We start from the raw sequence: 23,578 nt of genomic DNA, 5'->3' as shown, positions 1-23,578 counted from the left end.
GCGCATTATGTCAAAAAACGTGTTGGTGGTAGACGATGCAGCTTTTATGAGGATGATGATCAAGGACATCCTCAACAAAAACGGCTACACAGTGGTGGGAGAGGCTGAAAACGGTATGACCGCACTGGAAAAATACAAGGAACTGAAGCCGGACTTAGTCACCATGGATATAACCATGCCAGAAATGGATGGCATCTCTGCGGTCAAACAAATTCGGGCCTTCGATTCCAAAGCCCGCGTCATCATGTGCAGCGCCATGGGACAACAGGCCATGGTAATCGATGCCATACAGGCCGGGGCCTTAGACTTCATAGTAAAGCCCTTCCAGCCTGAACGCGTTCTGGAAGCGGTGGGCAAGGCCTTGGAGAGGTGATGAAACTGATCAGCATCTCATTCCGGGTGCGTAAGGTGCTCCTCATCATGCTGCTGGCCTTTTGCTGTGTGCAGCTGTTTACACCTCTCGCCATGGGGGTGGAAGATTTCAGTGCGGTTGAGGAGGAACTGGAGCGCGGACAGACTAGTGCCCCAGAACAGAACAACTTGTGGTGGGAATTCATCAAACTGGTGTTCTTTCTTCTGCTGTTGATAGCAGCTTCCGCCTGGGTCATCCGCTATCTGAATAGCAGCGCAAGGGCCCGCTCACAAGGGGTGTTTGTACACATTGTGGACGAGGTTGTTCTGGGGCAGAACCGCGGCATAGCTTTGTGCGAAGTAGGAGGTCGCCTGTACGGGCTGGGTATCACCGAACACCAAATCAACTTGTTGTTTGAGACCGACAATCCCAAGCTGTTGGAACAGATCAGCCAGGAGCCTCTTCCAGAAACTCCTGTTCAGACCTCACCACTGGTCAAACTATTGAATCAAGCCCTATCAAATAGGGGGTGGCGGTCGGGAAGAAAACCGCAGTTCAGTCAGTTGATGTCTGAACAAGCCAGCCGTTTGCAAGACATGATCGATCAAAACGCCGAAAAGGGGCCTAAGTGAGAAACGGTGATGATTTTTTCTAACCAAACCGCAAGGCGGGTGCCCATCATAATGCTGTCAAGCCTGGGAGCTGCAGTCTTGCTATTATGGTTTGCCCAGCCAGTCCTGGCAGAGCCACTGCAACTCCCCAATATCGACCTGCAGATAGGCGGCGAGGATCCAGCCAGTCCTCAGGGATTCTCTTCAGCCCTGCAACTGGTGATGCTTTTAACAGTACTATCGCTGGCACCGGCTATTTTGATAATGCTTACCTCTTTCACCCGCATTATAGTGGTGTTGTCTTTTGTGCGCAGCTCTTTAGCCACCAATCAGATGCCGCCCAATCAGATCTTGATCGGCCTGGCAATATTTCTTACCTTCTTCGTGATGGCACCGGTCCTGCAAGATGTTAACAGTCATGCGGTGCAGCCGCTGATGAAGGGCGAAATCGACCAGCAGACCGCTTTTACTCAGGGTATGGATCCGCTGCGCGAGTTTATGTTCAAACAGACCCGGGAAAAGGACCTGGCCTTGTTCGTCAACCTGTCCAATATGGAGCGCCCTAGAAATTTCAATGACATTCCTAATTATGTCTTGATTCCTTCTTTTATCATCAGTGAACTTAAGACAGCCTTCCAGATAGGCTTCATTATTTTCATTCCCTTTTTGGTAATCGACATGGTGGTGGCCAGCGCCCTGATGTCTATGGGCATGATGATGCTGCCCCCGATGATGATATCCCTGCCATTCAAGATACTGTTATTCGTACTGGTAGATGGGTGGGATCTGGTGATACAGTCTCTGGTATTGAGTTTTAGATAAACGGAGGTCCTATACAAGTGTACGAAGATATTGTGCTGGGGATTGCCCATGAAGCGGTATTGACGGTATTGCTGGTTTCTGCCCCCATTCTGGGTGCGGCTCTGTTGACTGGTCTTTTGATAAGTATCTTACAGGCCACCACCCAGATTCAGGAAATGACACTGGTGTTCGTCCCCAAGATCGTGGTGGTTTTGCTGGTGGTGCTCATTTTTGGCCCCTGGATGCTGAACATTCTGGTCAATTTCACCCACAGTCTGATAGCTGCCATACCTCAGATGGTGACCATCTAGAGAGGGGAGCGGTATGGGCTTTACAGTTGAAGGTTTTCTACTGGTATTGGCCCGGGTTTCGGGATTGTTTCTCAGCGCCCCGATATTCAGCAGTCGGCAAATGCCGGCCCAGGTCAAAATCATACTGGTTCTGGCCTTATCTGCGATGATGGCTTATTTTCTCCCCATCACCCAGGGGGTGGAAATAGCCAATCCCCTGTATATGCTGGGAGCGGTGGTTATGGAGGTATTGGTGGGCTATACCATCGGCTTAGTGGCCTATATGCTGTTTGCCGCTATTCAGTTGGCCGGGCAGATGATGGACATGCAGATGGGATTTGCGATTGTAAACGTGATCGACCCGCAATCGGGTATGCAGATCCCCCTGATGGGCAACCTCACCCAGGCCATAGCCCTGCTGTTTTATCTGGCGGTCAACGGACACCATTATTTGCTGCAGGCGGTGGCCCAAAGTTATCGGGTCATACCGGTACTGGGCATGAAACTGGAGGGCGCTTTTTATCAGAGCCTGTTTTCCATAGGTGCAGAGATGTTTGTGATCGCCTTAAAGGTGTCGGCCCCGCTGGTGGTGGCTATCCTTATCAGCGATGTGGCCATGGGCTTCATCGCCCGTACCGTACCACAAATGAATGTATTCATCGTAGGGCTGCCATTGAAGATATTGATGGGTCTGGGTTGCTTACTATTGATGCTGCCGGTTTACCTGTGGTTGTTCGATATGCTGTTTTCCAGGTTCTTCGCTTATGTGGACGGAATGATGGGTTTAATGAGGTAATCGACCGTGGATCAGTACTTAAAAGGATACTTTTTCAATCTGCAGCTTTTTGCCGAAGATCAGGGCACTGGGGAGAGGACTGAATCAGCCACTCCCAAAAAGCGGGAAGAGGCCCGAAAGAGAGGGCAGGTATTTAAAAGCAGCGACCTCAACGCGGCGGTGATACTAGCCGCTGGAACACTGGTCACCTTCGCTACCCTGCCTCACATGGTATCAACCCTGCGGCAGTTTTCCGCCACCTATCTTCTAAGCCGGGGCTGGTACGATTTCACCCCTGAATATGCCTATTTCCTGCTGGGTGAGGTGATGCTGGTCATGGCCCAGCTCACTATGCCCATCCTGGGGGCCACCTTTGCAGCTGCCTTGCTGGTCAGCTTTGTGCAGGTGGGTTTTGTGTTCAGTGCCGAGCCGCTGGCTCCCAAGCTGGATCGCATCAATCCCTTGTCTGGTTTTAAGCGCATCTTTTCCAAACGGGCCTTGGTGGAACTGGCCAAATCTATTGCTAAAGTGGTGATCACCGCCTGGATTGTATATGCCACCTTAAGGGGGCAATTCGAGGTGTTTCCACGTTTTGTCGATATGGACACCCTGGCCATAGTCAAGGTTTTGAGCCAAATGATATTTGAAATGGCCTTAAAGGTAGGGCTGGTTTTTGTCATAATCGGTGTGGCGGATTATTTCTATCAATGGTATGAATACGAACAGTCACTGAAGATGAGTAAATATGACATCAAGCAGGAATACAAGCAGAGCGAAGGTGACCCTCAGCTCAAAGCCCGGCAAAAACAGGTGCAGCGTGAATACGCCATGCGCCGCATGATGGCCGAAGTCCCTAAAGCAGATGTGGTAATCACCAACCCTACTCATTTCGCAGTGGTTTTGAAATATGAGCCCGAAACCATGCAGGCTCCGCTGATGACCGCCAAAGGCCAGGATTTCATAGCCCAGAAGATCAGAGAAATCGCCCGTGAACATCAAGTGGATGTGGTGGAAAACCCGCCCCTGGCGCGAACGCTGTTTTACAGTGTGGAGATAGGGGCTCAGGTACCGGAGGAGTTATATCAGGCGGTGGCCGAAGTGCTGGCCTTTGTATACCGTCACAAGAGAATGGCCTTGTAGTTGGGAGGAATAGGAGTGGCCGCGGAACAAGCCTGGAAAAGCCGTTTGATGGCCAATAGCGACGTCTTAGTGGCTATGCTGGTGGTCACCATCGTGATGATGATGATCATTCCTTTGACCCCCCTTTTACTGGATATACTATTGACTTTCAATATTACCTTTGCCCTGGTCATTCTGATGGTCTCCATGTTCAACGTGGACCCCCTGGAGTTCTCGGTGTTCCCTTCCCTGCTCCTAGTGATGACATTGTTCCGCTTGTCCCTCAATGTTTCCACTACTCGTCTGATACTGCTCGACGCCCATGCCGGGCAAGTGGTGGATGCTTTCGGAAATTTCGTAGTAGGCGGCAATATGGTGGTGGGGATGGTCATCTTTCTCATCCTGGTGGTAATACAATTCATCGTCATCACCCGAGGCGCCGAACGGGTATCTGAGGTGGCGGCACGCTTCACCCTGGATGCCATGCCAGGCAAGCAGATGGCTATCGACGCTGACCTCAACGCCGGTTTGATAAACGAGCAGACCGCCCGCGACCGCCGCCAGAAGGTGCAGCGGGAATCCGATTTCTACGGAGCCATGGACGGGGCCAGCAAATTTGTCAAAGGGGATGCCATCGCCGGCATCATCATAATAATTATTAATATCGTGGGGGGATTCATCATCGGGGTAGCCCAACGGGGACTGTCCATGGCGGAATCAATGCAGGTATACACCATACTGACGGTCGGTGATGGATTGGTCACCCAGATCCCGGCCTTGTTGATATCCACCGCCACCGGCATAGTGGTAACCCGCAGTGCCTCCACCAATTCGCTCGGGCAGGAATTGAGCAAACAGCTCTTCAATTATCCCCGCGCCCTGGGCATGTCGGCCTTGATACTGATAGCCCTGGGAACTGTAGGACTGCCCAAGCTGCCTATGTATTCCTTGGGCATCTTGTGCGGTGGTCTATACTTCTACCTCAGCCGCCAGCAGGCCGAAGCCGAGCCTGAGGCTGAAAACGAAGCATTCGTAGAAGCCGAGCAGATCCGCAAGCCGGAGAATGTAATCGAATTGCTGCAGGTGGAGAAGATGGAATTGGAACTGGGCTATGCATTGATACCGCTGGTGGATTCGGACCAGGGTGGGGATCTGTTGGACCGTATTGTCATGATACGTCGGCAGTGCGCGGTAGAGCTGGGATTCATCGTCCCACCGGTGCGTATCCGTGACAATATGCAGCTTAAACCTAATTCTTATTCCATTAAGATCAAAGGCATAGAAATCGCTCACGGTGAGCTGCTATTGGAAAACTACCTGGCTATCGGGCCGGGGATTGAAAACGATGTCGATCTTCCGGGGATAGACACGATAGAACCGGCCTTTGGCCTGCCTGCCCGCTGGGTAAGCACCATATATAAAGAACAGACAGAACTTACCGGGTACACTGTAGTCGATCCCCCTTCAGTATTGGCCACCCATCTGACCTCGGTGATAAAGGCCCACGCCTTCGAACTGTTAGGCCGCCAGGAGATACAGAATATTATCAATTTCATTAAAGAGAGCCATTCTGCGGTTATCGAGGAACTGATCCCTGACTTGATGAGTATCGGCGACATCCAGCGGGTCCTGGCCAACCTGCTCAAAGAGCAGGTCTCGATCCGCGATATGATCACCATCCTGGAAACCCTGGCTGACTTTGCCAAGATCACCAAGGATACCGATCTGTTGACAGAGTATGTGCGCCAGGGCTTGAAGCGCCAGATCACCCGCCAGTATGCCAACGATCAGGGCAAACTGGCAGTTTTGACCCTTGATCCCGGCCTGGAGGAGACCCTGCGCGATTCGGTACAGCAGAGTGAATTCGGCTCTTATCTGGCCGTAGATCCCGATGTGGCCCAAAAGATGATGGAGCGCATCTCGCGCCTGCAAGAGGAACTGAGCCTGCGCGGGCAGTCCCCCATCTTGATCTGTGCCCCTGTCTTGAGGCTGTATTTCAAACGCTTATTAGACCGCTTTATTTCTAATCTGGTGGTTTTGTCATATAACGAAGTCGACAGTGATGCCAATGTTGAAGTGATAGGGATGATTTCGGTATGAAGATAAAAAAGTATGTAGCCCGGGATTTCCAGACCGCATTGCAAATGGCCAAACAGGAGCTGGGCCCAGATGCTATCATATTGCAGACCCGGCAGGTTAGGCCCAGAGGCCTCAAGGGCTGGTTTGCTCCTCGTGAGGTGGAAGTCACCGTGGCAGCTGATGACACCCTGCAGGTTAATTCTGACCGGGGCCGGCAGCGCACCTTAAAACCGGATCCAGACCCGCCAGCCGGCTGCAGCCCGATTCCAGCGGTCACGGCTTCGGAACTAGTACTGATGGAAGAGATGCAGCAGATGAAGGCCATGATGGCAGAGATCCAGACGCGGCTGTTTGAGGTCGACCGGCTTAAAGGCATGGCCGAACCAGTGCGCCATTTCTATGACATTCTCATCCAAAACAATGTCGACCGTGGCATCGCGCGGGAAATTGCGGCCAGCGTGGAAGCGCGCCTGCCAGAGTCTGGAGATGAACGCTGGGTCCGGGATGTTTGCCTGCATACCCTGCAGGAATACATGCAGGATATAGCCCCAATAATACTTGCGCCGGGGACAAAAGGACACCTCATTTTTGTGGTTGGCCCGACCGGAGTGGGCAAAACCACCACTATAGCTAAACTGGCTGCTAATATGACGTTTCTGGAGAACAAGCAGGTGGCTCTGATTACTCTTGATACTTACCGTATATCTGCGGCTGAACAGTTGCGCACCTTTGCTGATATTATCGGCATACCGATAAATGTGGCCTTCACTCCCCTGGACTTACAAGGTGCACTGGAGCAGTTCAAAGAACATGACATCATTTTTGTGGATACTGCGGGGCGCAGTCCCAATAACCAGGAGCATATGGCAGAACTGTGCCACTATGTCGAAATAGCCAATCCTGATGAGATTATACTAGTGCTGAGTGTGACTACCAATACTCAGGATTTAATTAATATCTACCGGCAATTTGCGGTCATGCCCATTAACAAACTCATATTCACCAAATTGGACGAGACCTGCCGTTATGGACAGATCATCAATGTTCTTAATGAGATCAAGCGCCCCCTGGCGTACTTCACTACCGGTCAAAACGTGCCTGATGATATAGAAGTTCCGGACCCCGTAGGTATTGCCAGTATGCTCTTAAAGGGGGACGGTTGATGATCAGCGACCAGGCTGACAAATTACGAAAGATGGCCCAAGGGGTGCGGCAGCAGATCGAGGCGGAAATGTTGGGCAACCTGCGCAAGACTCGCACCATAGTGGTCAGCAGTGGCAAAGGTGGGGTGGGCAAGAGCACCCTGGCATTAAACCTGTCTCTTTCCCTGTGCAGGGAGGGTAAAAGGGTGATACTGCTGGATGCCGATCTGGGGTTAGCCAATATCGACGTAATGTTGGGGCTTTCTCCCCAATATCATGTGCAACACCTGGTGCAGGGACGCAAGAGTATAAAAGAAATCATCATCAACGGACCACTGGGCTTGAAGTTAATCCCCGGGGGTTCCGGCATTAACGAATTGGCCAACCTAAGCGATGCTGAACTGAAGCGGATCATGACCGAAATCGGCAAGTTGGACGGAGATTATGATTACATGATAATCGATACCGGGGCGGGCATATCCAAAAATGTGATAAGTTTTCTATTAGCCGCCGATGAGGTCATAATCATCACCACCCCTGAGCCCACCTCGTTGACCGACGCTTATGGCTGCATCAAAACGATAGCCAAGCAACAGTACCAGGGGGCCCTAGCGGTGGTCATCAATCAGGTCGGCGACCACAACGAAGGGCTGATGGTAGCTGAAAAATTCCGCCTGGTCTGCCGTCAATTCCTGGAGGTAGACATCAGGATGCTGGGAAGCATCCCTGCTGACAGTCTGGTGGGGGATGTGGTCCGGCAGCAAAAAGCCCTTTTGGAGGCTTACCCCAAAAGCAATCCTGCCAAGAGCATTCAGCAGATAGCCCGGCGTCTGATCAATTTGGATGGAGCGGCAGCACCTGCTGATCCCCGCGGTAGCGGAATAAAAAAATTCTTTCAGAAAATTACCCGGTTCATGCGGGACAACAATTAGGGGGCTTCATGCGAAGCAGCGATTTAAGACTCAATATGCGCCTGGAAGTTGGTATATCGATCAACCAGAAACTGGAGTATGTTCCGGTCCGCATAGAGGAAGTGAGCAGGGGATATATAGCACTTTCCATGCCCATGTGGCAGGGTGCACTGCTGCCTATGCACAATAAACAGCGATTACAGGTGCGATTCCTACAGAAGCACAGTTATTTCGGCTTTGAGACCAGGATTGTGGAGCGTCGGTTCCTACCGGTGCCGGTGATCGTGGTGGAGCGGCCTCTAAAAGTGTATCCGGTGGAGCAGCATCGCCGGCATGTGCGGGTGGAGGCAGACCTGGAGGTGAGGTTTCGCCTGCTCAGTGACAATAACAATGATTTTAGCGCACATGCGGCCAAGACCATCAATATCAGTGCCGGAGGAATACTGATGGCCAGTCAGACTCCGCTCAAAGTAGGCCAGATACTCTTTTTGGAACTATTCCTGCCTGAAACCGAAGTTGTCAACTGCAAAGCCAAAACCGTACGTGTATTTAACGGAACAGACAGCCTGGCCAAAGTACGCGCCGGACTTCAATACCAAGATATCAAAGAAAGTGACCGTGATAAAATCGCCCATTATGTTTTTACCCGACAGCGGCTACTGATCAAGAGGGGATTGCTAGAAGGATAGAGGGATTTGCATATGACCAAAATCAGAGTATTAGTAGTGGACGATTCCGCCTATATGCGCCGATTGATCACCGATCTCTTAAATCACGATCCTCAATTGGAGGTAGTTGGCACTGCCAGCAACGGTCGTGAAGCCCTGGAGAAGATCGAGACCCTTAATCCCCAGGTAGTCACTATGGATATAGAGATGCCAGTGATGGATGGTCTGTCGGCCTTGAAGGCCATAATGCAGACCAGGCCGGTTCCGGTTGTCATGCTCAGCGTGGTGAACAACCAGGCTGCTCAAGCCACCATGAAAGCCCTGGAATTTGGAGCGGTAGATTTTGTAGCCAAGCCGTCCTTACAAATTTTGCTGGATGTTACAGGCCCAAGCACCGATATAGTTAATAAGGTGAAGATCGCTGCGGGAACGGCGGGGAAATTAAATGGCATCCCCTTGCGCCGCGAGGATCCGACCCGATTGCAACGCCGCCATTTGCCAGGAATAAGCCTGGGATTGAACAAATTGATACTGATCGGCACCTCTACCGGGGGCCCCAAAGCCCTTCACCAGGTGGTGCCTAAACTGCCCGGCAATCTGAATGCCGCCGTCCTCATAGTACAGCACATGCCAGCCGGGTTCACCCGTTCGTTGGCGGAACGCCTCGACCAGGTCTCGGCGCTGCGGGTCAAGGAGGCTGAAGCCGGGGAAAAAATCCTGCCTGGATGCGCCTACGTGGCGCCGGGGGATTACCATCTAAAAGTGTTGGCCACTGGTCCTAGCGACAAACGAGAACTCTTGGTGAAACTGGACCAATCGCCACCACGTCATGGCTGCCGACCAGCCTTCGATGTGCTCTTGGAATCGGTGGCAGAACAATTCTGGTCACAGATGGTCTGTGTGATTATGACCGGCATGGGGCTTGACGGAGCCGAGGGGATGCTCAAAGTGCGAGCCAAAAAGGCCCGGACCATAGCCGAACATCAGTCTACCTGCGTGGTTTACGGCATGCCCAGGGCAGCCGTGGAGACCGGACAGGTAGACCAGGTAGTGCCCCTGCCGTTGATAGCTAACACCATCATGCAGCTTTTATAGGTAAAATGTTACGGAAAGCCGGAGGTGTAACGATTGACTACAATAGATATGTCGCAGTATCTGGATGTGTTTCTGGAAGAGAGCCGTGAGCACCTCTCCAACCTCAACCAATGCCTGTTAATCCTGGAACAGCAGCCCCACAACGCTGCGGCCTTAAATGAGATCTTCCGTGCTGCCCACACCCTTAAAGGCATGTCCTCGACCATGGGTTTTGAGGACCTGGCCGACCTGACTCACCACATGGAAGATGTATTAAGCGGCGTCAAAGAACAGGTGCTGCAAGTCGACAGCCAGGTCACTGATGTCTTGTTCAAGTGTTTTGACCGCATCCAGTTGATGGTGGAGGGCATCGAAGAGGGCCATATGGGAAGACATGACAACTCTGACCTGGTAGAAGTCCTGGAAGCCATCAAGGACGGCAGCCGGGAGTTAGCCGCCGTGGCCGAAACCGCGGCCAAGTTCTCACAAACAGAAGAACAGCCGGAACCGCCTGCCGCCCTAGAGATAAACGGCTATGATCAGGTGGTCATAGAAGAAGCCTTCAAAAGGGGATTTAAGGTGCTGCTGCTGGAAGTTGAAATAGATCCCGACTGTGCCATGAAGTCGGTGCGTTCCTTCATGGTATTCAAAGCCTTGGAGACTGAAGGGGAGATCACCAAGGCTGTACCACCGGTACAGGACCTCGAGGAAGGTAAATTCGATAGCAGTTTCTCCCTGTTGTTGATCAGCCAGATGGACAATGAAGAAGTGTTGCGCCGGGTCAATGGCATTTCTGAGGTCAGGGTCAGTTCCTTAAAAGAGATTACCCGGCTGGATTTGGAGACAGGCCCGGCTGTTCCGCTGGAGGAAGCCGAAACCAGTCCAGACTCAGAGGTACGGGCTCAGGACAATGGCCAGCGCACCCAGAAGTTCAAACAAAAAGTGCGGGTGGACATAGAAAAATTGGACGAGATGATGAATCTGGTGGGCGAACTGGTAATGCACAAGGGGCGCCTGGAACAGATTGGTCTGATCAGCAAAAACAATGAATTGGAAGATACCGTAGAACAGGTGGACCGCATTACCACAGAGCTGCAAAGTGTGGTTATGAAGGTACGGATGGTTCCGATCGAGCAGGTATTCAACCGCTTCCCCCGCATGGTCCGGGATCTGGCTAAAGAACTGGGTAAAGAGATCGATTTCATAGTTGAGGGGCAGGAGACTGAATTGGACCGCACCGTGATCGATGAGATCGGCGACCCCTTGATCCACCTGTTGCGCAACGCTCTTGACCATGGCCTGGAACTGCCTGCGGAACGAAGGCAGAAAGGCAAACTGGCACGGGGCACAGTCAAACTAATGGCCCGACATGAGGGCAACAATGTCTTCATTGAGGTAGAAGATGACGGGCGGGGCATCGACCTGGAACGGGTCTTGGAAAAGGCGGTGAAAAAGGAGTTGATCAGCAGCCGCGAAGCTGAAATGATGACGCCGGAGGAGGCCTTCCGCCTGGTGTTCACTCCTGGATTCAGCACCGCCGCCGAGATTACAGACGTATCCGGTCGGGGAGTCGGACTGGATGTGGTCAAGGCCAAAATGGAGGGCATAGGCGGAGAAATCTCGGTCGTTTCCAAACCGGGCCAGGGGACTTGCTTCACCATTAAACTGCCTCTTACTTTGGCAATTATCCAGGCCTTGACGGTTTCGTTAGGTGAGGAGATCTATGCCATCCCTTTGAGCAATGTGGATGAAACCACTATGATATCGGAACAGGATATCAAAATGGTGCAGAATCAGGAAGTGATCTTGATACGCGGCAGGGTTCTGCCCTTGTATCGTTTGCGCCGCCTCTTGGATGTGCCTGGTGACTCAGCGGCTGGTGAATCCATCTATGTGGTGGTGGTGCGCAAGGCTGACCGCCAGGTGGGGTTGGTGGTCGATGCCTTGATTGGGCAGCATGAAATCGTGATCAAGTCGCTAGGCAGGCTTCTGGCCGGCATACCAGGCCTGGCCGGAGCTATCGTGGCCGGAGACGGCAATGTGCATTTGATATTGGATATAGCCAGCCTGTTTTAAAGGAGGTCAATCAATGCAGGTTATAAACCAGGCAGTTGAAAACGCGGTCGAGGAAGAGAGACAGGTAGTTGCATTTCAACTCGGCGCGGAAGAATACGCGGTAGATATTATCAATGTCCAGGAGATTATCAAGCTGCAAAAAGTGACCCGCATCCCCCGTACCGAACCCTGGGTGGAGGGGGTCATAAACCTGCGCGGCAATATCATCCCCTTGTTCAACCTGCACACCAAGTTCAAGCTATCCGCACCGGACAGCACTGATGAGCAGCGCATCATAGTATTTCAACTTGATGATATTAAAGCAGCGGTAATAGTCGACAAAGTCTCTGAGGTTCTGCACCTCAACTGCCAAGAAATTGAAGCCACAGACCGTGTGTACGAAGGTATAAATGCCGAGCATATCATCGGTATAGCCAAGCTGGAGGGCAGGATTTTGATTCTGCTTAATATTTACAAAATTCTCATTAATGATAATATTAGGTAGGTGGAATAAATTGGTGTACATCGGTGATCTTTCCAGTATGCAGCTAGACGCGCTACGAGAGATAGGCAATATCGGCGCTGGCAATGCAGCCACCGCTCTGGCTCAGCTGATCCAAGCCAAAATCGATATGAACGTCCCCCGGGTAAAAATCCTGGCTTTTGATGCCGTTCCCGAACTGGTAGGGGGCGCAGACCGGCATATCATCGGGGTATACCTCAATGTGGGTGGATCAGTCAGTTCCAATATTCTCTTTATGCTGCCTTTTGAGGAGGCAGTCGTACTCGTGGATCTACTGTTGGGCCAGCAGATTGGTACTACCAGGGCTGACACCCTGGGCGAACTGGAGTTGTCAGCCATGCGCGAGATGGGCAACATTATCGCGGCCACTTACCTCAACGCTCTGGCGGTTTTCACCGGCCTCACCTTTATACCTTCAGTACCAGCCCTGGCCATCGATATGGCAGGCTCTGTTCTGGATGCAATATTAGCCAAGTTTGGCGAAGTAGCCGACCATGTTCTTCTCCTGGAAACCTGTTTTAAGAAGGAAGAACATAAGGTGGTTGGGCATTTCTTCATGCTGCCCGAGCCGGAAGCCTTAGACACTATACTCTCTGCGCTGGGAGTGAATGAATAATGGGTAGTTTCGTCAAAGTAGGCATGGCCGATTATAAGATAGCCCGAGCTCCGGACAAACTGATTACCGCCGGGCTGGGTTCTTGCATAGGCATCTGCCTGTGGGATACCAGGGGGCAGGTCGGTGCCTTAGCGCACATCATGCTGCCCTCGGGGGAGCTTTCCCGGGGGATTTCCCACAACCAGGCCAAATTTGCTGACATGGCCTTAGACATGGTCTTAGGAGACCTGCGCCAGGATGGTATTGCCACCAATCGCCTCATCGCTAAAATAGCCGGGGGCGCACAGATGTTCAAATTTTTGGGCGAAAGTGACATCATGAAGATTGGTTTGCGCAATGTGCAGGCAGTGGAGGAAAACCTCAAAAAGCACAACATCAAGATGGTAGCCAAAGATGTCGGCGGCAGTATGGGCCGCACCATCGTTTTCGATCCTGCTACAGGGGAGTTGTTGATCAAAACACTCGGTAATGGGGAGAGAGTCATTTAAAATGAAGAGAGACATGAGCACGGTTTGGCTGCAGTACAAAGAGGGGCATGTACTGGAAGCCAGGGACGAATTGATTGTGCACTATGCACATCTGGTCAAGTATGTGGCCAACAGGCTGGCTATCAACCTGTCCTCAGTGGTGGAAGTGGATGAACTGATTTCCTATGGGATTGAAGGACTCATCGACGCCATTGAAAAATTCGACCACAAGCGCAACATCAAATTTGAGACCTATGCCATAACCCGTATCCGTGGTTCTATAATCGATGGACTCAGGTCCATGGATTGGGTGCCGGTATCAGTGAGACAGAAAGGCAAAGAGTTGGAGCGGACTTATAACGCCCTGGAGAGCAGATTGGGGAGATCTGCTACCGATGCCGAGGTAGCGAAGGAAATGGGACTCAGTCTGAATGACTTCACAGCCTTATTGCGCGAGGTGGCGGCTTCCACCATAATATCGCTGGATGATTTCATTCCCGGGGAGGACGGGGACAACCGCAAAAAGCGCATCGTTGATATGCTGGAGGATGAAAACGCCGGGGATGCTGTGGAACTGCTGCAATTAGGCGAGGTCAAAGAGCTATTGGCCCAAACCATAGCCCGTTTGCCGGAGAAGGAAAAGACTGTAATAGGACTGTATTATTATGAGGGTCTGACATTAAAAGAGATCGGGGCAGTGTTGAGTTTATCCGAATCGAGGATCTCACAGCTGCATACCAAGGCTATTATGAGGATGCGCGGCAGCCTCAGCAAGAGAAAGCATCTGGTATCATAGTATAGAGGAAGAGGACTATGCAGAGTATCGGCTCTACGGTTGACGGTGAGGCCTTAGTGGTCATTGACCCCAATCGCATGAACGCTTATTTGACCATAACCGCCCCTGTTGGAGATGGAAACCCGTGCACCCGTGACAAGGCCATGCAGGCACTTACCAACAGCCGGGTGGTTTTTGGTATTGATGAAAAGCGGCTGCTAGAAGCCCTGAAAGACTACAACTGGGGGAAGACCTTGTTGGTGGCCAGCGGTCAGGAGCCCCGCCACGGCGAAGCGGCCAAGATAATATACCATTTCCCCGGAGCGGATATGAGAAATGGACCCCGCATGGATGAAAACGGAACAGTTGATTTTAAGGATTTGGGGCTTATTAACAATGTGCGCAGCGGTGAATTGTTGGCTGAGAAAATCCCTATGACCGAAGGGGTACCGGGCATGGATGTGACCGGGGTGCCGCTGGTGGCCCGCAAAGGCAAAGACGTGATACTATCTGCCGGTAAAAACACCAGACTCGATCCCAGCGGCCATTACCTTTTTGCGCTAACTGACGGCCATGCCAGTATTATTGGCAACAGCGTCGAGGTGAGCCCGGTTTTTACTGTGCGGGGCGATGTGGATTACTCCAGCGGAGACATCGATTTCGTAGGCACGGTACGCATTCTGGGCAATGTTATGACCGGGTTCAAAGTCAAGGCCGAGGGTGATATAGAAATAGGGGGTTCGGTTGAAGGCGCCGAGGTAATAGCCTGTGGCAGCATCCTGGTAAGGGGAGGGATTGGCGGCGGGCTCAAAGGATTTGTCAAAGCCCAGGGTAATATCACCGCCCGTTTTGTGGAAAACGCCCGCCTGGAAGCAGGTATGTCGGTATTCGTTAAAGAGGCCATCATACAATCTCAGGTCAAGGCGGGCAGCATGGTGAAGGTTACTGACAAAAAGGCTCTGATCGTGGGAGGGCTCATACAGGCCGCCCGGGAGGTGGAGTCTAAAATACTTGGTTCGCAGCTGGCCACCCAGACCGTGGTGGAGGTAGGTGTAAATCCACATTATCGTGATGAGTACCAGCGCATCCTCAAGGAGCGCAGGGAGAAAAAGCAGACCCTCTCCAATATCAACCAGGGCTTGAAGAATTACCAGCGCTTGCTCAATAATCCCGAAACCCTTAGTGACAAACAGAAGTTATCATTGATGAAATTGCTGGAATCATGCAAGGTCTTGCGACAGGAATTGGATGAAATGGAAAAGCGCATGGAGTTTCTGGAAGACGAATTCGAGAGCAGTCAGAACGCTCAGGTAAAGGCGCATGATTTGGCCTACCCGGGGGTCAGGATCAGTATCGGCAAGTCGATTTACATAGTAAACGATCCCATTAAATATTCTGCCTTTGCTATGGAACGGGGAGAAGTGCGGGTAGTGCCGCTGCGTTGAACGGAGGGACACAGATGAGTATCCGCAGTGTGGATATGCAGGTTCTGGTTCAAAAAGTAGGCGAAATAGCGCGCATCCAACAGGCTCAAGGGACTTCGGCCAACCAACGGCAGAGCGAGTTCTCTCAACTGATCACCGCTCAGACGGTTGCCCAGCGCCATACGGTACAGGAGTCAAACGATCCCGAAGCCAAAACCATGCAGAAAAAGGAATCCAAACACCAGGACCGACAACAGCAGGGTGAGCGCCGTGGAGGCGATGAAGCCAGGCAGGACCAGGATCAGGCGATTTTTAGGGACTATCATAAGGGCAATACTATCGACATTAAGATTTAGGAGTTGATCCCTTTATGTGGCAAATGACGGCCTTAGGAAGCCTATTGCTGCTTTTTGCGGGCTGGTTGTGGTGGGCCAGGCAGGAAGGGCTCCGTACTACAGCCCGGCAGTTGGAGGATCTTATCAACGAAGCGCGCATAGTCAGTCAGGACATGGAGGCCATGCTGAGCAATGCCGTGGATCTATCCAAACGAGTCTTGGATGATTTCGAACAGCGCTTTCAGGCAGCCCGGGAAACGATGCCGCCATCTCCCGAAATACCGCAAGCTGGGCCGGATCCGCGGTTGCAGTTTTACCGGGAATTGTCAATGGAGGAGTGTCCAGAAGCTGAGGAGCAAAATAGTGATCAGGCCTGGAATACGCTGTCCAGCGATTTACCGCGACCACCCCAGCAGCTCACAGCAGACATTCCTGAAGACCGTGACGGTGAGTACTACCGGAAGATGCATCCCACTCTGGCGGTCAACCAGCTTCACAATCAGGGCTTGAAGCCCAAACAGATAGCTCAGCTGCTTTCCCGCGGTCAAGGAGAGGTTGAGTTGATACTTAACCTGACCCGGAAAAAAAGGCTCGACAAAGCCACTTGAAGGTATAATCGGCGGCGATTGTCACAACAATATAGCAATGTAGATTAATTTAGGGGTGCCTACTAAACCTCCGGTAAAGCCCCTTCAGAATCGAATATTGCCAAAGCATCACGCTTATGTTATATTAATTTTTGGTAATTACACACGCTGCAGGATCTGCTGATTAGTGCTTACCATTAAGTAAGTGGTCGGCGGGGATGAAACAGCGGAGGAATAAAACTGAAAGGAGGTGTTCTAGGTGTCAGTAATTACTATGAAGCAACTCCTCGAGGCAGGGGTGCATTTCGGACACCAGACACGCAGATGGAATCCCAAGATGGCTACCTATATTTATATGGAGAGAAACGGGATTTACATCATCGATTTGCAACAGACGGTACGGAAATTCGACGACGCTTACAATTTTGTGAAAAGCGTATCCGCGGAAGGTAAAGGGGTCTTATTCGTAGGCACCAAGAAACAGGCCCAGGAAACCATTCGGGAAGAAGCCAACCGCTGCGGGATGCATTTTGTCAACCAGCGCTGGCTGGGGGGCATGCTGACCAATTACAAGACCATTCGTAAACGGGTCCTGCGCTTGAAGGAATTGGAAAGGATGCAGGCCGATGGTTCCATGGAAGTCCTGACTAAGAAGGAGATTGCCCGCCTGCTCAACGAAAAGGAGCGTTTGGAACGCTTCCTGGGCGGTATCAAGGACATGGAACGCCTGCCCGGAGCCGTTTTTGTGGTGGATCCTCGCAAGGAAAAGATCGCGGTAGCAGAAGCCAGAAAGCTCAACATACCAGTGGTGGCGATAGTTGACACCAACTGCGATCCTGATGAAATCGATTATGTTATCCCCGGCAACGACGATGCCATCCGAGCCGTGAAATTAATATCCTCCAGAATCGCGGATGCTGTTCTGGAAGGCAGGCAAGGGGAACAGGTAAACGCATAACGGAGTGAGGGGTGCTGGGGGTTGTTCCTACACCCCTCCTTTTTGATTATTACTTATTGCATAGATTTTCAAGATACACCGGAAATAGGAGGAATCGACAATGGAAGTTACAGCAGCAATGGTTAAGGAACTCAGGGAGAGAACCGGGGCAGGTATGATGGACTGCAAGAACACCCTAGTCTCTTGTGCCGGAGATATTGAAAAGGCTATTGACGAGCTGAGAGCCAAAGGTTTGGCCAAGGCGGCCAAAAAGGCCGGGCGCATTGCTAGTGAGGGCCTGGTTATTTCATATATCCATGGCGGCGGACGCATCGGAGTTTTGGTGGAAGTGAACTGTGAAACCGACTTCGTGGCCAAGACCCCGGAATACAAACAACTGGCTTATGACATCGCAATGCAGATCGCTGCTTCCAATCCGAGTTATATCAGGCGTGAAGACGTTGCTGCCGCAGAGATTGAGCGGGAGCGCCAGGTCTTAAGAGCCCAGGCTTTAGAAGAAGGCAAACCCGAGAAGATAATCGACAAGATGATCGAAGGCCGCATCGAAAAGTATTACAAAGAAAACTGTCTGATGGAGCAGCCTTTTATCAAAGATCCGGACAAGACGGTGGAACAGCTCATACACGAGAACATCGCCCGCATCGGTGAAAACATCAATGTACGCCGTTTCGCCCGCTATGAATTAGGGGAGGGCATCGAAAAGGAGAAAGCCGATTTTGCAGCCGAGGTAATGGCCCAGATTCAGACCCAATAGCAGAGCATAACGGGGAGGTTTACAGCTTGCAGAGTCCCAAATACAAACGCATCATTCTCAAGCTCAGTGGAGAAGCCCTGTCGGGAAATGACAGTTATGGCATAAACCCGGAAACCCTTTCCATCATCGCCGCTCAGGTGGTTGAGGTGGCCACCCTGGGGGTGGAAGTGGCTATAGTAGTCGGCGGGGGTAACATCTGGCGCGGGGTAGCCGGCAGCGCCAAAGGTATGGACCGCGCCACGGCTGATTTCATGGGCATGTTGGCCACGGTCATCAATGCCCTGGCCTTGCAGGATGCCCTGGAATGCAAAGGGTATCCTACCAGGGTGATGTCAGCCATTGAAATGCGAGAGGTGGCCGAGCCTTATATAAGGCGGCGGGCCATCCGTCATCTGGAAAAAGGCCGGGTGGTCATATTTGCGGCCGGCACCGGCAATCCTTACTTTTCCACCGATACCGCCGCTGCTCTGCGCTCCGCGGAGATTGAAGCCGAGGTCATCCTCATGGCCAAAAAGGTCGACGGGATTTACGACAGCGATCCGCTGATTAATCCTAAGGCCAAAAGATTCACCGAGCTGGATTATATCGATGTGCTGAATAGGGGCCTAGGGGTCATGGATTCCACAGCCGCCTCACTGTGTATGGATAACAACATCCCCATTATCGTCTTTGACCTAAACCAGCAGGGCAATATATTGAGGGCGGTCCAGGGGGAAAAAATTGGCACTTATGTAGGGAGGTAAAATCCAATGATCAGAGACATAATCAATGATGCTGAAGACCGCATGAAAAAGAGCCTGGAGCATCTGACTAAGGATCTGGCTGCGATGCGGGCCGGGCGTGCCAACCCCGCCATGGTGGAAAAACTGAGTGTGGACTACTACGGGGTAATGACCCCGGTCAATCAGTTAGCTAATATAACCGTGCCAGAGGCTCGCCTCCTGGTGATACAGCCCTGGGACAAATCAATGATAGCCGATATCGAAAAAGCCATAATGAAATCTGACCTGGGCATAACCCCCAGCAATGATGGCAACGTGATCCGCATCGCGGTGCCGCAGCTCACCGGGGAGCGGCGCAAGGAGTTGGCCAAAGTGGTCAAGAAAAGGGCTGAAGAGGCTCGGGTGGCGGTGCGCAACATCCGCCGTGAAGCTAATGATATGCTGAAAGCGGGTGAGAAGGAGAAACTCCTTACCGAGGATGAGAACAAGAAGGGCATCGATGAGGTGCAAAAACTCACCGACCGTTACATCAAGAATGTAGACACCATCCTGCAGGCCAAAGAAAAGGAGATCATGGAGGTCTAGATACGGGTTTTATTTCCAGTCTGCGGCGGTTATAATATTGAGTAAGTTTTTATACCCCCCTAACGGGGGTATTATCGTTTAGGAGAGAAGGGATACTGTGGCGCCTGGGAGCGAGGATATGCCGCGCCATATCGCGGTGATAATGGACGGCAATGGGCGCTGGGCTCAAAAACGGCTGATGCCCCGGACCATGGGGCACAGAGCTGGCATGAGTGCCTTAAAGCGTGTGGTCAAGACAATGGGCGAGTTGAACATACCTTATCTGACGGTCTTCGCCTTCTCCACCGAGAATTGGAGACGTCCCAGTGAAGAAGTGGATTATCTCATGAACTTGCTGGTGGAATATCTTCTCAAAGAACTGCAGGAATTACATGACAACAACGTTAAGGTAAATATCCTGGGGGACTACTATTCTCTGCCGCAGAGATGCCGATTGCAACTGCAAGATGCCTTGAGAAAAACTCGCCACAACAGCGGACTGAACTTCAATATCGCCCTCAACTACGGAGCCCGCAACGAGATCCTGACTGCGGCCAGAAAGGCGGCTGCACTGGTGGCATCAGGACAACTGTCGGTAGATGCTATCGACGAGGACCTTTTTTCTTCATTTTTGTTCACTTCCCAACTGCCCGATCCGGATCTGTTGATCCGCACCGCAGGGGAGATGCGCCTCAGCAACTTCTTGTTATGGCAGATCGCCTATACCGAAATTTGGGTGACTGAGCGGCTTTGGCCCGATTTCACAGAATCAGACCTCATGGAGGCCATAGCCGCATATAAAGGCCGTGACCGTCGTTTTGGCGGGTTAAGCCGGCAGGGTGAAGACCATGCTTAGGACCAGGGTCATCAGCGCCCTGGTTGGGGTGGCAATCATAATATTCTGCCTCTATCAGGGCGGAGCCTTATGGAAAGGGCTATTTCTGCTCATGGCAGTCGCTTCCTTGTATGAGTATGGTCGTATGCTGCGACAAAAAGCGGTTGAGGTCATGTGGGTGCCGGGTTACGGCCTCATGCTTTTATTATGGGCCTCCCCCCTGCTTGACCAGGAATGGTTATGGGCCGGTTTAATGGCTGTGATGCTGGTGATGGTGTCCATGGTAGTCGTATACTATCCACGCCTCTCCGTCGCCGAGGTTGCTATCAACCTTTTCGGACCGGCCTACCTTGGCCTCACCTTGCAATATGCACTGCGCATGCTGCATCTGCCAGATCCCTTTTTGATCATGCTATTAGCCCTACTCTTAACCTGGGCCAGTGACGTAGGGGGTTACGCGGTGGGGATGATGTGGGGCAAAAGGAGACTGGCCCCTCAGCTCAGCCCCAAAAAGACCTGGGAGGGTGCTATGGGGAGCTTATTATTCTGTGTTATCACCGCCCTGGTTTTTGCATATTTTACTACCCTAACCCCTGATAAGAGTGCATATCTTGTAATATTAGCACTGTTAGCCAGCCTGGCCGCCCAGTTGGGGGATCTGTTCATGTCCTCTATAAAGCGTTATTTCGGGGTAAAAGACAGCGGTCATATTATTCCCGGACATGGCGGCGTTTTGGACCGCTTCGACAGCTTCCTCTTGGTTTTGCCTCTGGTATACTACGGTTTTCGCCTGATGATGTAACCCGTGTCATCATTTCACAAGGGAGGGTCCCAGTTGGATCCAGAACTGCTTAAATATATTAAGACCTTTATTAAGCTAGGCATTGTGGTACTGATTTTAGTAATGATATATCTTTTTATGTCTCTGGTTGCTCCGGCATTGATTACCGTTCTAGTCAAGCTCCCCCAGGTCTTCCTTCCCTTTATTATCGCGGTTTTATTGGCGGTGTTGATCGAGCCCCTGGTGATATTTTTTGAAGTGCGGGTTAGACTGAACCGGGCTCTGGCCACCGCGGCCAGCCTGTTGCTGGTGGTAGGGGCTTTCGTATACCTGCTCTCATTAGTGGTTTCAGTAGTGATCAGCGAGATAAACCGCCTTTATCCACTTATAGTCCGTTATTCCGACCAGGCCGCCAGCCAGTTGATGGATGCAGTCAGCAATTTTGAATGGTTCTATGGGCAGCTCAATCTGCCTATGGCGGCCCAGACTGCTATAGAGAATAACCTGCAAAAAGGCCTGGAATCCCTCACCAGAATGATGAACGGCACTATAGACGGGCTCACCCAGTTCTTGTTGATGCTGCCGGGGATGCTGGTTTTCATGATCATCACCACTGTGGCCACCTATCTGATCATCAATGACCGTTCCAAGATCCGAACTTTTTTCGTAAACAGCCTGCCAGACAGTTTCCGCTACCAGACCATCAAAGTGGTCACTCAATTGTTTAAAGCCCTGACCGGGTTCGTCCGTGCCTATGGCATCCTTATCACCATAACCACGATAATCACTATGGTATCCCTGAAATTGCTGGGCATAAAATATATTTTGACTATCGGCCTTTTAGTCGGATTTCTAGATATTATGCCGGTTTTGGGACCGGGGATGATATTCCTGCCCTGGGCGGCTTACAGCCTCTTGATACACGAGACCCGCCTGGGCATCAGTCTGTTGATAATATACCTGATTATCTCCGGAATACGCCAGATATTGGAACCCAAGATAGTGGGAGACAATATCGGTCTGCACCCCTTGGCCACATTGATATCGCTTTATGTAGGGCTGCAGTTGGCCGGACTGACCGGGCTGATTCTAGGGCCAGTATTATTGGTCTTAGTGATCGCCAGCCACCGGGCTGGACTGCTGGATCGCTTTAATTGGAGGAAAGATCATGAGTTGTGATGGCAAAATCGGGGTGGTGGTATTGGGATCGACCGGTTCCATTGGCCGCCAGGCCTTGGATGTGATAGAAAGGCATCGGGACCGCTTTAGGCTGGTGGGCATAGCCGCCTACAATGAAACCGCCCTGCTGTGTGAGCAGGCCAGGCGCTGCCAGCCCCTGGCTGTGAATGTGCATGAGGACAAGGCGTATAAGGCCCTGCAGCAGCAGTTGAACGGGGGGATACGGCTTTCCCAGGGTATGCAGGGCTTGTGTGAACTGGCCGCACATCCTCAAGCCGATGTAGTCCTGGTGGCAGTGAGCGGGGCGATTGGCATTGAGCCGACTTTGACCGCTATTGCTGCAGGCAAGCGGGTCGCCCTGGCCAACAAAGAGACCCTGGTGGCAGCCGGTGACCTGGTGATGCGCCGGGTAGAGGATGAAGGTATCTTGCTGCTGCCGGTGGACAGTGAGCATTCCGCCATATTCCAGTGCCTGGCAAGGGAGCGAGAGCATTTGCATAAAATCTGGCTTACCGCCTCAGGTGGACCATTTCGAAGTTATTCACCGATGCAATTAGAAAATGTCACTGTGGCTATGACATTAAAGCACCCCACCTGGATGATGGGGCCGAAAATCACTGTGGATTCAGCCACCCTAATGAATAAAGGGCTGGAGGTCATTGAAGCCCACCACCTCTTTGCTGCTGACTACGACCATATCGAGGTGGTGGTGCACCGGGAGAGTATTGTACACTCCCTGGTGGAGTTTGTAGACGGTTCATTTTTAGCCCACCTGGGTCCGCATGATATGCGCATTCCCATTCAATATGCCCTGACCTACCCTCAGCGACAAGAGTCCCCGGTACAGCGCCTGGACCTATGCAGCCTGGGAGAACTGCATTTCGAAAAGCCGGATCGGTTACGATTTCCAGCTCTGGACCTGGCCTATCAGGCCGGAAAAACCGGGGGCACCATGCCGGCGGTGATGAATGCTGCCAATGAGGTGGCGGTCTCCGCTTTCCTGGATGAGGGACTTTCCTTCAATTCGATAGTAACTGCGGTGGCTGAAGTTATGGAAAGACACCTCCCCCTGCCGGCAGACGATCTGGATACCATCCTGGACGCAGATCATTGGGCACGGAGAGAGGCGCAAAACATAATACAACAATTGTCTAAACGGGTATAATGGTAATTGTAGACGC

The 23,578-nt window shown here is 51.8% G+C and carries 27 protein-coding genes; all 27 read left to right on the top strand.

Annotation, left to right across the window (positions count from 1 at the left end; genetic code table 11):
* Positions 1-7: 7 nt before the first annotated feature.
* Positions 8-373 (top strand): response regulator, encoded by a 366-nt coding sequence (locus AC15IQ_RS06745; RefSeq protein WP_483178078.1) that lies wholly within the window; start codon positions 8-10, stop codon positions 371-373.
* Positions 373-984: a FliO/MopB family protein gene (locus AC15IQ_RS06740; protein ID WP_483178076.1), complete on the top strand. Its 612-nt coding sequence runs from the start codon at positions 373-375 to the stop codon at positions 982-984. Before AC15IQ_RS06745 ends, AC15IQ_RS06740 begins: the two co-directional genes overlap by 1 nt.
* A 51-nt stretch (positions 985-1,035) precedes the next feature.
* A complete protein-coding gene (gene fliP, locus AC15IQ_RS06735) occupies positions 1,036-1,785 on the top strand; it encodes a flagellar type III secretion system pore protein FliP (RefSeq protein WP_483178614.1) in 750 nt (249 codons plus the stop codon).
* Positions 1,786-1,802: 17 nt separating this feature from the next.
* A complete protein-coding gene (gene fliQ / locus AC15IQ_RS06730) occupies positions 1,803-2,075 on the top strand; it encodes a flagellar biosynthesis protein FliQ (protein ID WP_483178075.1) in 273 nt (90 codons plus the stop codon).
* 13 nt (positions 2,076-2,088) lie between these two features.
* A complete protein-coding gene (gene fliR, locus AC15IQ_RS06725) occupies positions 2,089-2,850 on the top strand; it encodes a flagellar biosynthetic protein FliR (RefSeq protein ID WP_483178073.1) in 762 nt (253 codons plus the stop codon).
* A gap of 6 nt (positions 2,851-2,856) precedes the next feature.
* Entirely contained in the window at positions 2,857-3,969 is a 1,113-nt protein-coding gene (flhB, locus tag AC15IQ_RS06720; RefSeq protein WP_483178071.1) for a flagellar biosynthesis protein FlhB, read from the top strand.
* Between the two features lie 48 nt (positions 3,970-4,017).
* Complete coding sequence (flhA, locus tag AC15IQ_RS06715; protein WP_483178613.1) at positions 4,018-6,048, top strand: flagellar biosynthesis protein FlhA; 2,031 nt, start codon at positions 4,018-4,020, stop codon at positions 6,046-6,048.
* Positions 6,045-7,190 carry a flagellar biosynthesis GTPase FlhF gene (flhF, locus tag AC15IQ_RS06710; RefSeq protein WP_483178070.1) on the top strand — a complete coding sequence of 382 codons (1,146 nt, stop codon included), beginning with the start codon at positions 6,045-6,047 and terminating at the stop codon, positions 7,188-7,190. Before flhA ends, flhF begins: the two co-directional genes overlap by 4 nt.
* Complete coding sequence (locus AC15IQ_RS06705) at positions 7,190-8,101, top strand: MinD/ParA family protein (protein ID WP_483178068.1); 912 nt, start codon at positions 7,190-7,192, stop codon at positions 8,099-8,101. The genes flhF and AC15IQ_RS06705 overlap by 1 nt, the downstream gene beginning before the upstream one ends.
* Before the next feature lie 8 nt (positions 8,102-8,109).
* Positions 8,110-8,769: a flagellar brake protein gene (locus AC15IQ_RS06700; RefSeq protein WP_483178066.1), complete on the top strand. Its 660-nt coding sequence runs from the start codon at positions 8,110-8,112 to the stop codon at positions 8,767-8,769.
* Between the two features lie 12 nt (positions 8,770-8,781).
* Positions 8,782-9,843, top strand: coding sequence for a protein-glutamate methylesterase/protein-glutamine glutaminase (locus AC15IQ_RS06695; protein ID WP_483178064.1), 1,062 nt, complete (start codon positions 8,782-8,784; stop codon positions 9,841-9,843).
* A 33-nt stretch (positions 9,844-9,876) separates the two neighbouring features.
* Positions 9,877-11,898, top strand: coding sequence for a chemotaxis protein CheW (locus AC15IQ_RS06690; RefSeq protein WP_483178063.1), 2,022 nt, complete (start codon positions 9,877-9,879; stop codon positions 11,896-11,898).
* Positions 11,899-11,911: 13 nt separating this feature from the next.
* Complete coding sequence (locus tag AC15IQ_RS06685) at positions 11,912-12,382, top strand: chemotaxis protein CheW (RefSeq protein WP_483178062.1); 471 nt, start codon at positions 11,912-11,914, stop codon at positions 12,380-12,382.
* Between the two features lie 13 nt (positions 12,383-12,395).
* Positions 12,396-13,016, top strand: coding sequence for a chemotaxis protein CheC (locus AC15IQ_RS06680; protein WP_483178060.1), 621 nt, complete (start codon positions 12,396-12,398; stop codon positions 13,014-13,016).
* A complete protein-coding gene (locus AC15IQ_RS06675; protein WP_483178058.1) occupies positions 13,016-13,504 on the top strand; it encodes a chemotaxis protein CheD in 489 nt (162 codons plus the stop codon). Before AC15IQ_RS06680 ends, AC15IQ_RS06675 begins: the two co-directional genes overlap by 1 nt.
* 1 nt (position 13,505) lies before the next feature.
* Positions 13,506-14,279: a FliA/WhiG family RNA polymerase sigma factor gene (locus AC15IQ_RS06670; RefSeq protein WP_483178056.1), complete on the top strand. Its 774-nt coding sequence runs from the start codon at positions 13,506-13,508 to the stop codon at positions 14,277-14,279.
* 17 nt (positions 14,280-14,296) lie between these two features.
* Entirely contained in the window at positions 14,297-15,703 is a 1,407-nt protein-coding gene (locus tag AC15IQ_RS06665; protein ID WP_483178055.1) for a DUF342 domain-containing protein, read from the top strand.
* Positions 15,704-15,717: 14 nt separating this feature from the next.
* Entirely contained in the window at positions 15,718-16,038 is a 321-nt protein-coding gene (locus AC15IQ_RS06660) for a hypothetical protein (RefSeq protein WP_483178054.1), read from the top strand.
* A 14-nt stretch (positions 16,039-16,052) separates the two neighbouring features.
* Positions 16,053-16,625 (top strand): hypothetical protein, encoded by a 573-nt coding sequence (locus tag AC15IQ_RS06655; RefSeq protein WP_483178052.1) that lies wholly within the window; start codon positions 16,053-16,055, stop codon positions 16,623-16,625.
* A 238-nt stretch (positions 16,626-16,863) separates the two neighbouring features.
* On the top strand, positions 16,864-17,562 hold the full coding sequence (gene rpsB, locus AC15IQ_RS06650; RefSeq protein WP_483178050.1) for a 30S ribosomal protein S2: 699 nt from the start codon (positions 16,864-16,866) through the stop codon (positions 17,560-17,562).
* 100 nt (positions 17,563-17,662) lie between these two features.
* Complete coding sequence (gene tsf, locus AC15IQ_RS06645) at positions 17,663-18,316, top strand: translation elongation factor Ts (RefSeq protein ID WP_483178049.1); 654 nt, start codon at positions 17,663-17,665, stop codon at positions 18,314-18,316.
* 26 nt (positions 18,317-18,342) lie between these two features.
* On the top strand, positions 18,343-19,059 hold the full coding sequence (pyrH, locus tag AC15IQ_RS06640; protein ID WP_483178047.1) for a UMP kinase: 717 nt from the start codon (positions 18,343-18,345) through the stop codon (positions 19,057-19,059).
* 6 nt (positions 19,060-19,065) lie between these two features.
* On the top strand, positions 19,066-19,623 hold the full coding sequence (gene frr, locus AC15IQ_RS06635; protein WP_483178046.1) for a ribosome recycling factor: 558 nt from the start codon (positions 19,066-19,068) through the stop codon (positions 19,621-19,623).
* A 97-nt stretch (positions 19,624-19,720) separates the two neighbouring features.
* The gene (locus tag AC15IQ_RS06630) at positions 19,721-20,458 is read left to right on the top strand and encodes an isoprenyl transferase (RefSeq protein WP_483178044.1); all 738 of its coding nucleotides are present in this window, start codon (positions 19,721-19,723) and stop codon (positions 20,456-20,458) included.
* Positions 20,451-21,239, top strand: a complete 789-nt coding sequence (locus tag AC15IQ_RS06625) for a phosphatidate cytidylyltransferase (protein ID WP_483178612.1) — start codon at positions 20,451-20,453, stop codon at positions 21,237-21,239. The genes AC15IQ_RS06630 and AC15IQ_RS06625 overlap by 8 nt, the downstream gene beginning before the upstream one ends.
* Before the next feature lie 33 nt (positions 21,240-21,272).
* Positions 21,273-22,397 (top strand): sporulation integral membrane protein YtvI, encoded by a 1,125-nt coding sequence (ytvI, locus tag AC15IQ_RS06620; RefSeq protein ID WP_483178042.1) that lies wholly within the window; start codon positions 21,273-21,275, stop codon positions 22,395-22,397.
* Positions 22,387-23,562, top strand: coding sequence for a 1-deoxy-D-xylulose-5-phosphate reductoisomerase (locus AC15IQ_RS06615; RefSeq protein WP_483178040.1), 1,176 nt, complete (start codon positions 22,387-22,389; stop codon positions 23,560-23,562). Before ytvI ends, AC15IQ_RS06615 begins: the two co-directional genes overlap by 11 nt.
* The last annotated feature ends 16 nt before the right edge of the window (positions 23,563-23,578 follow it).

This window comes from Syntrophomonas sp. DTU019 (genome assembly GCA_913757435.1).
GTDB lineage: Bacteria > Bacillota > Syntrophomonadia > Syntrophomonadales > Syntrophomonadaceae > DTU019.
Note: the sequence above shows the minus strand (reverse complement) of the source record. Positions and strands in the feature narration are given on the sequence as shown.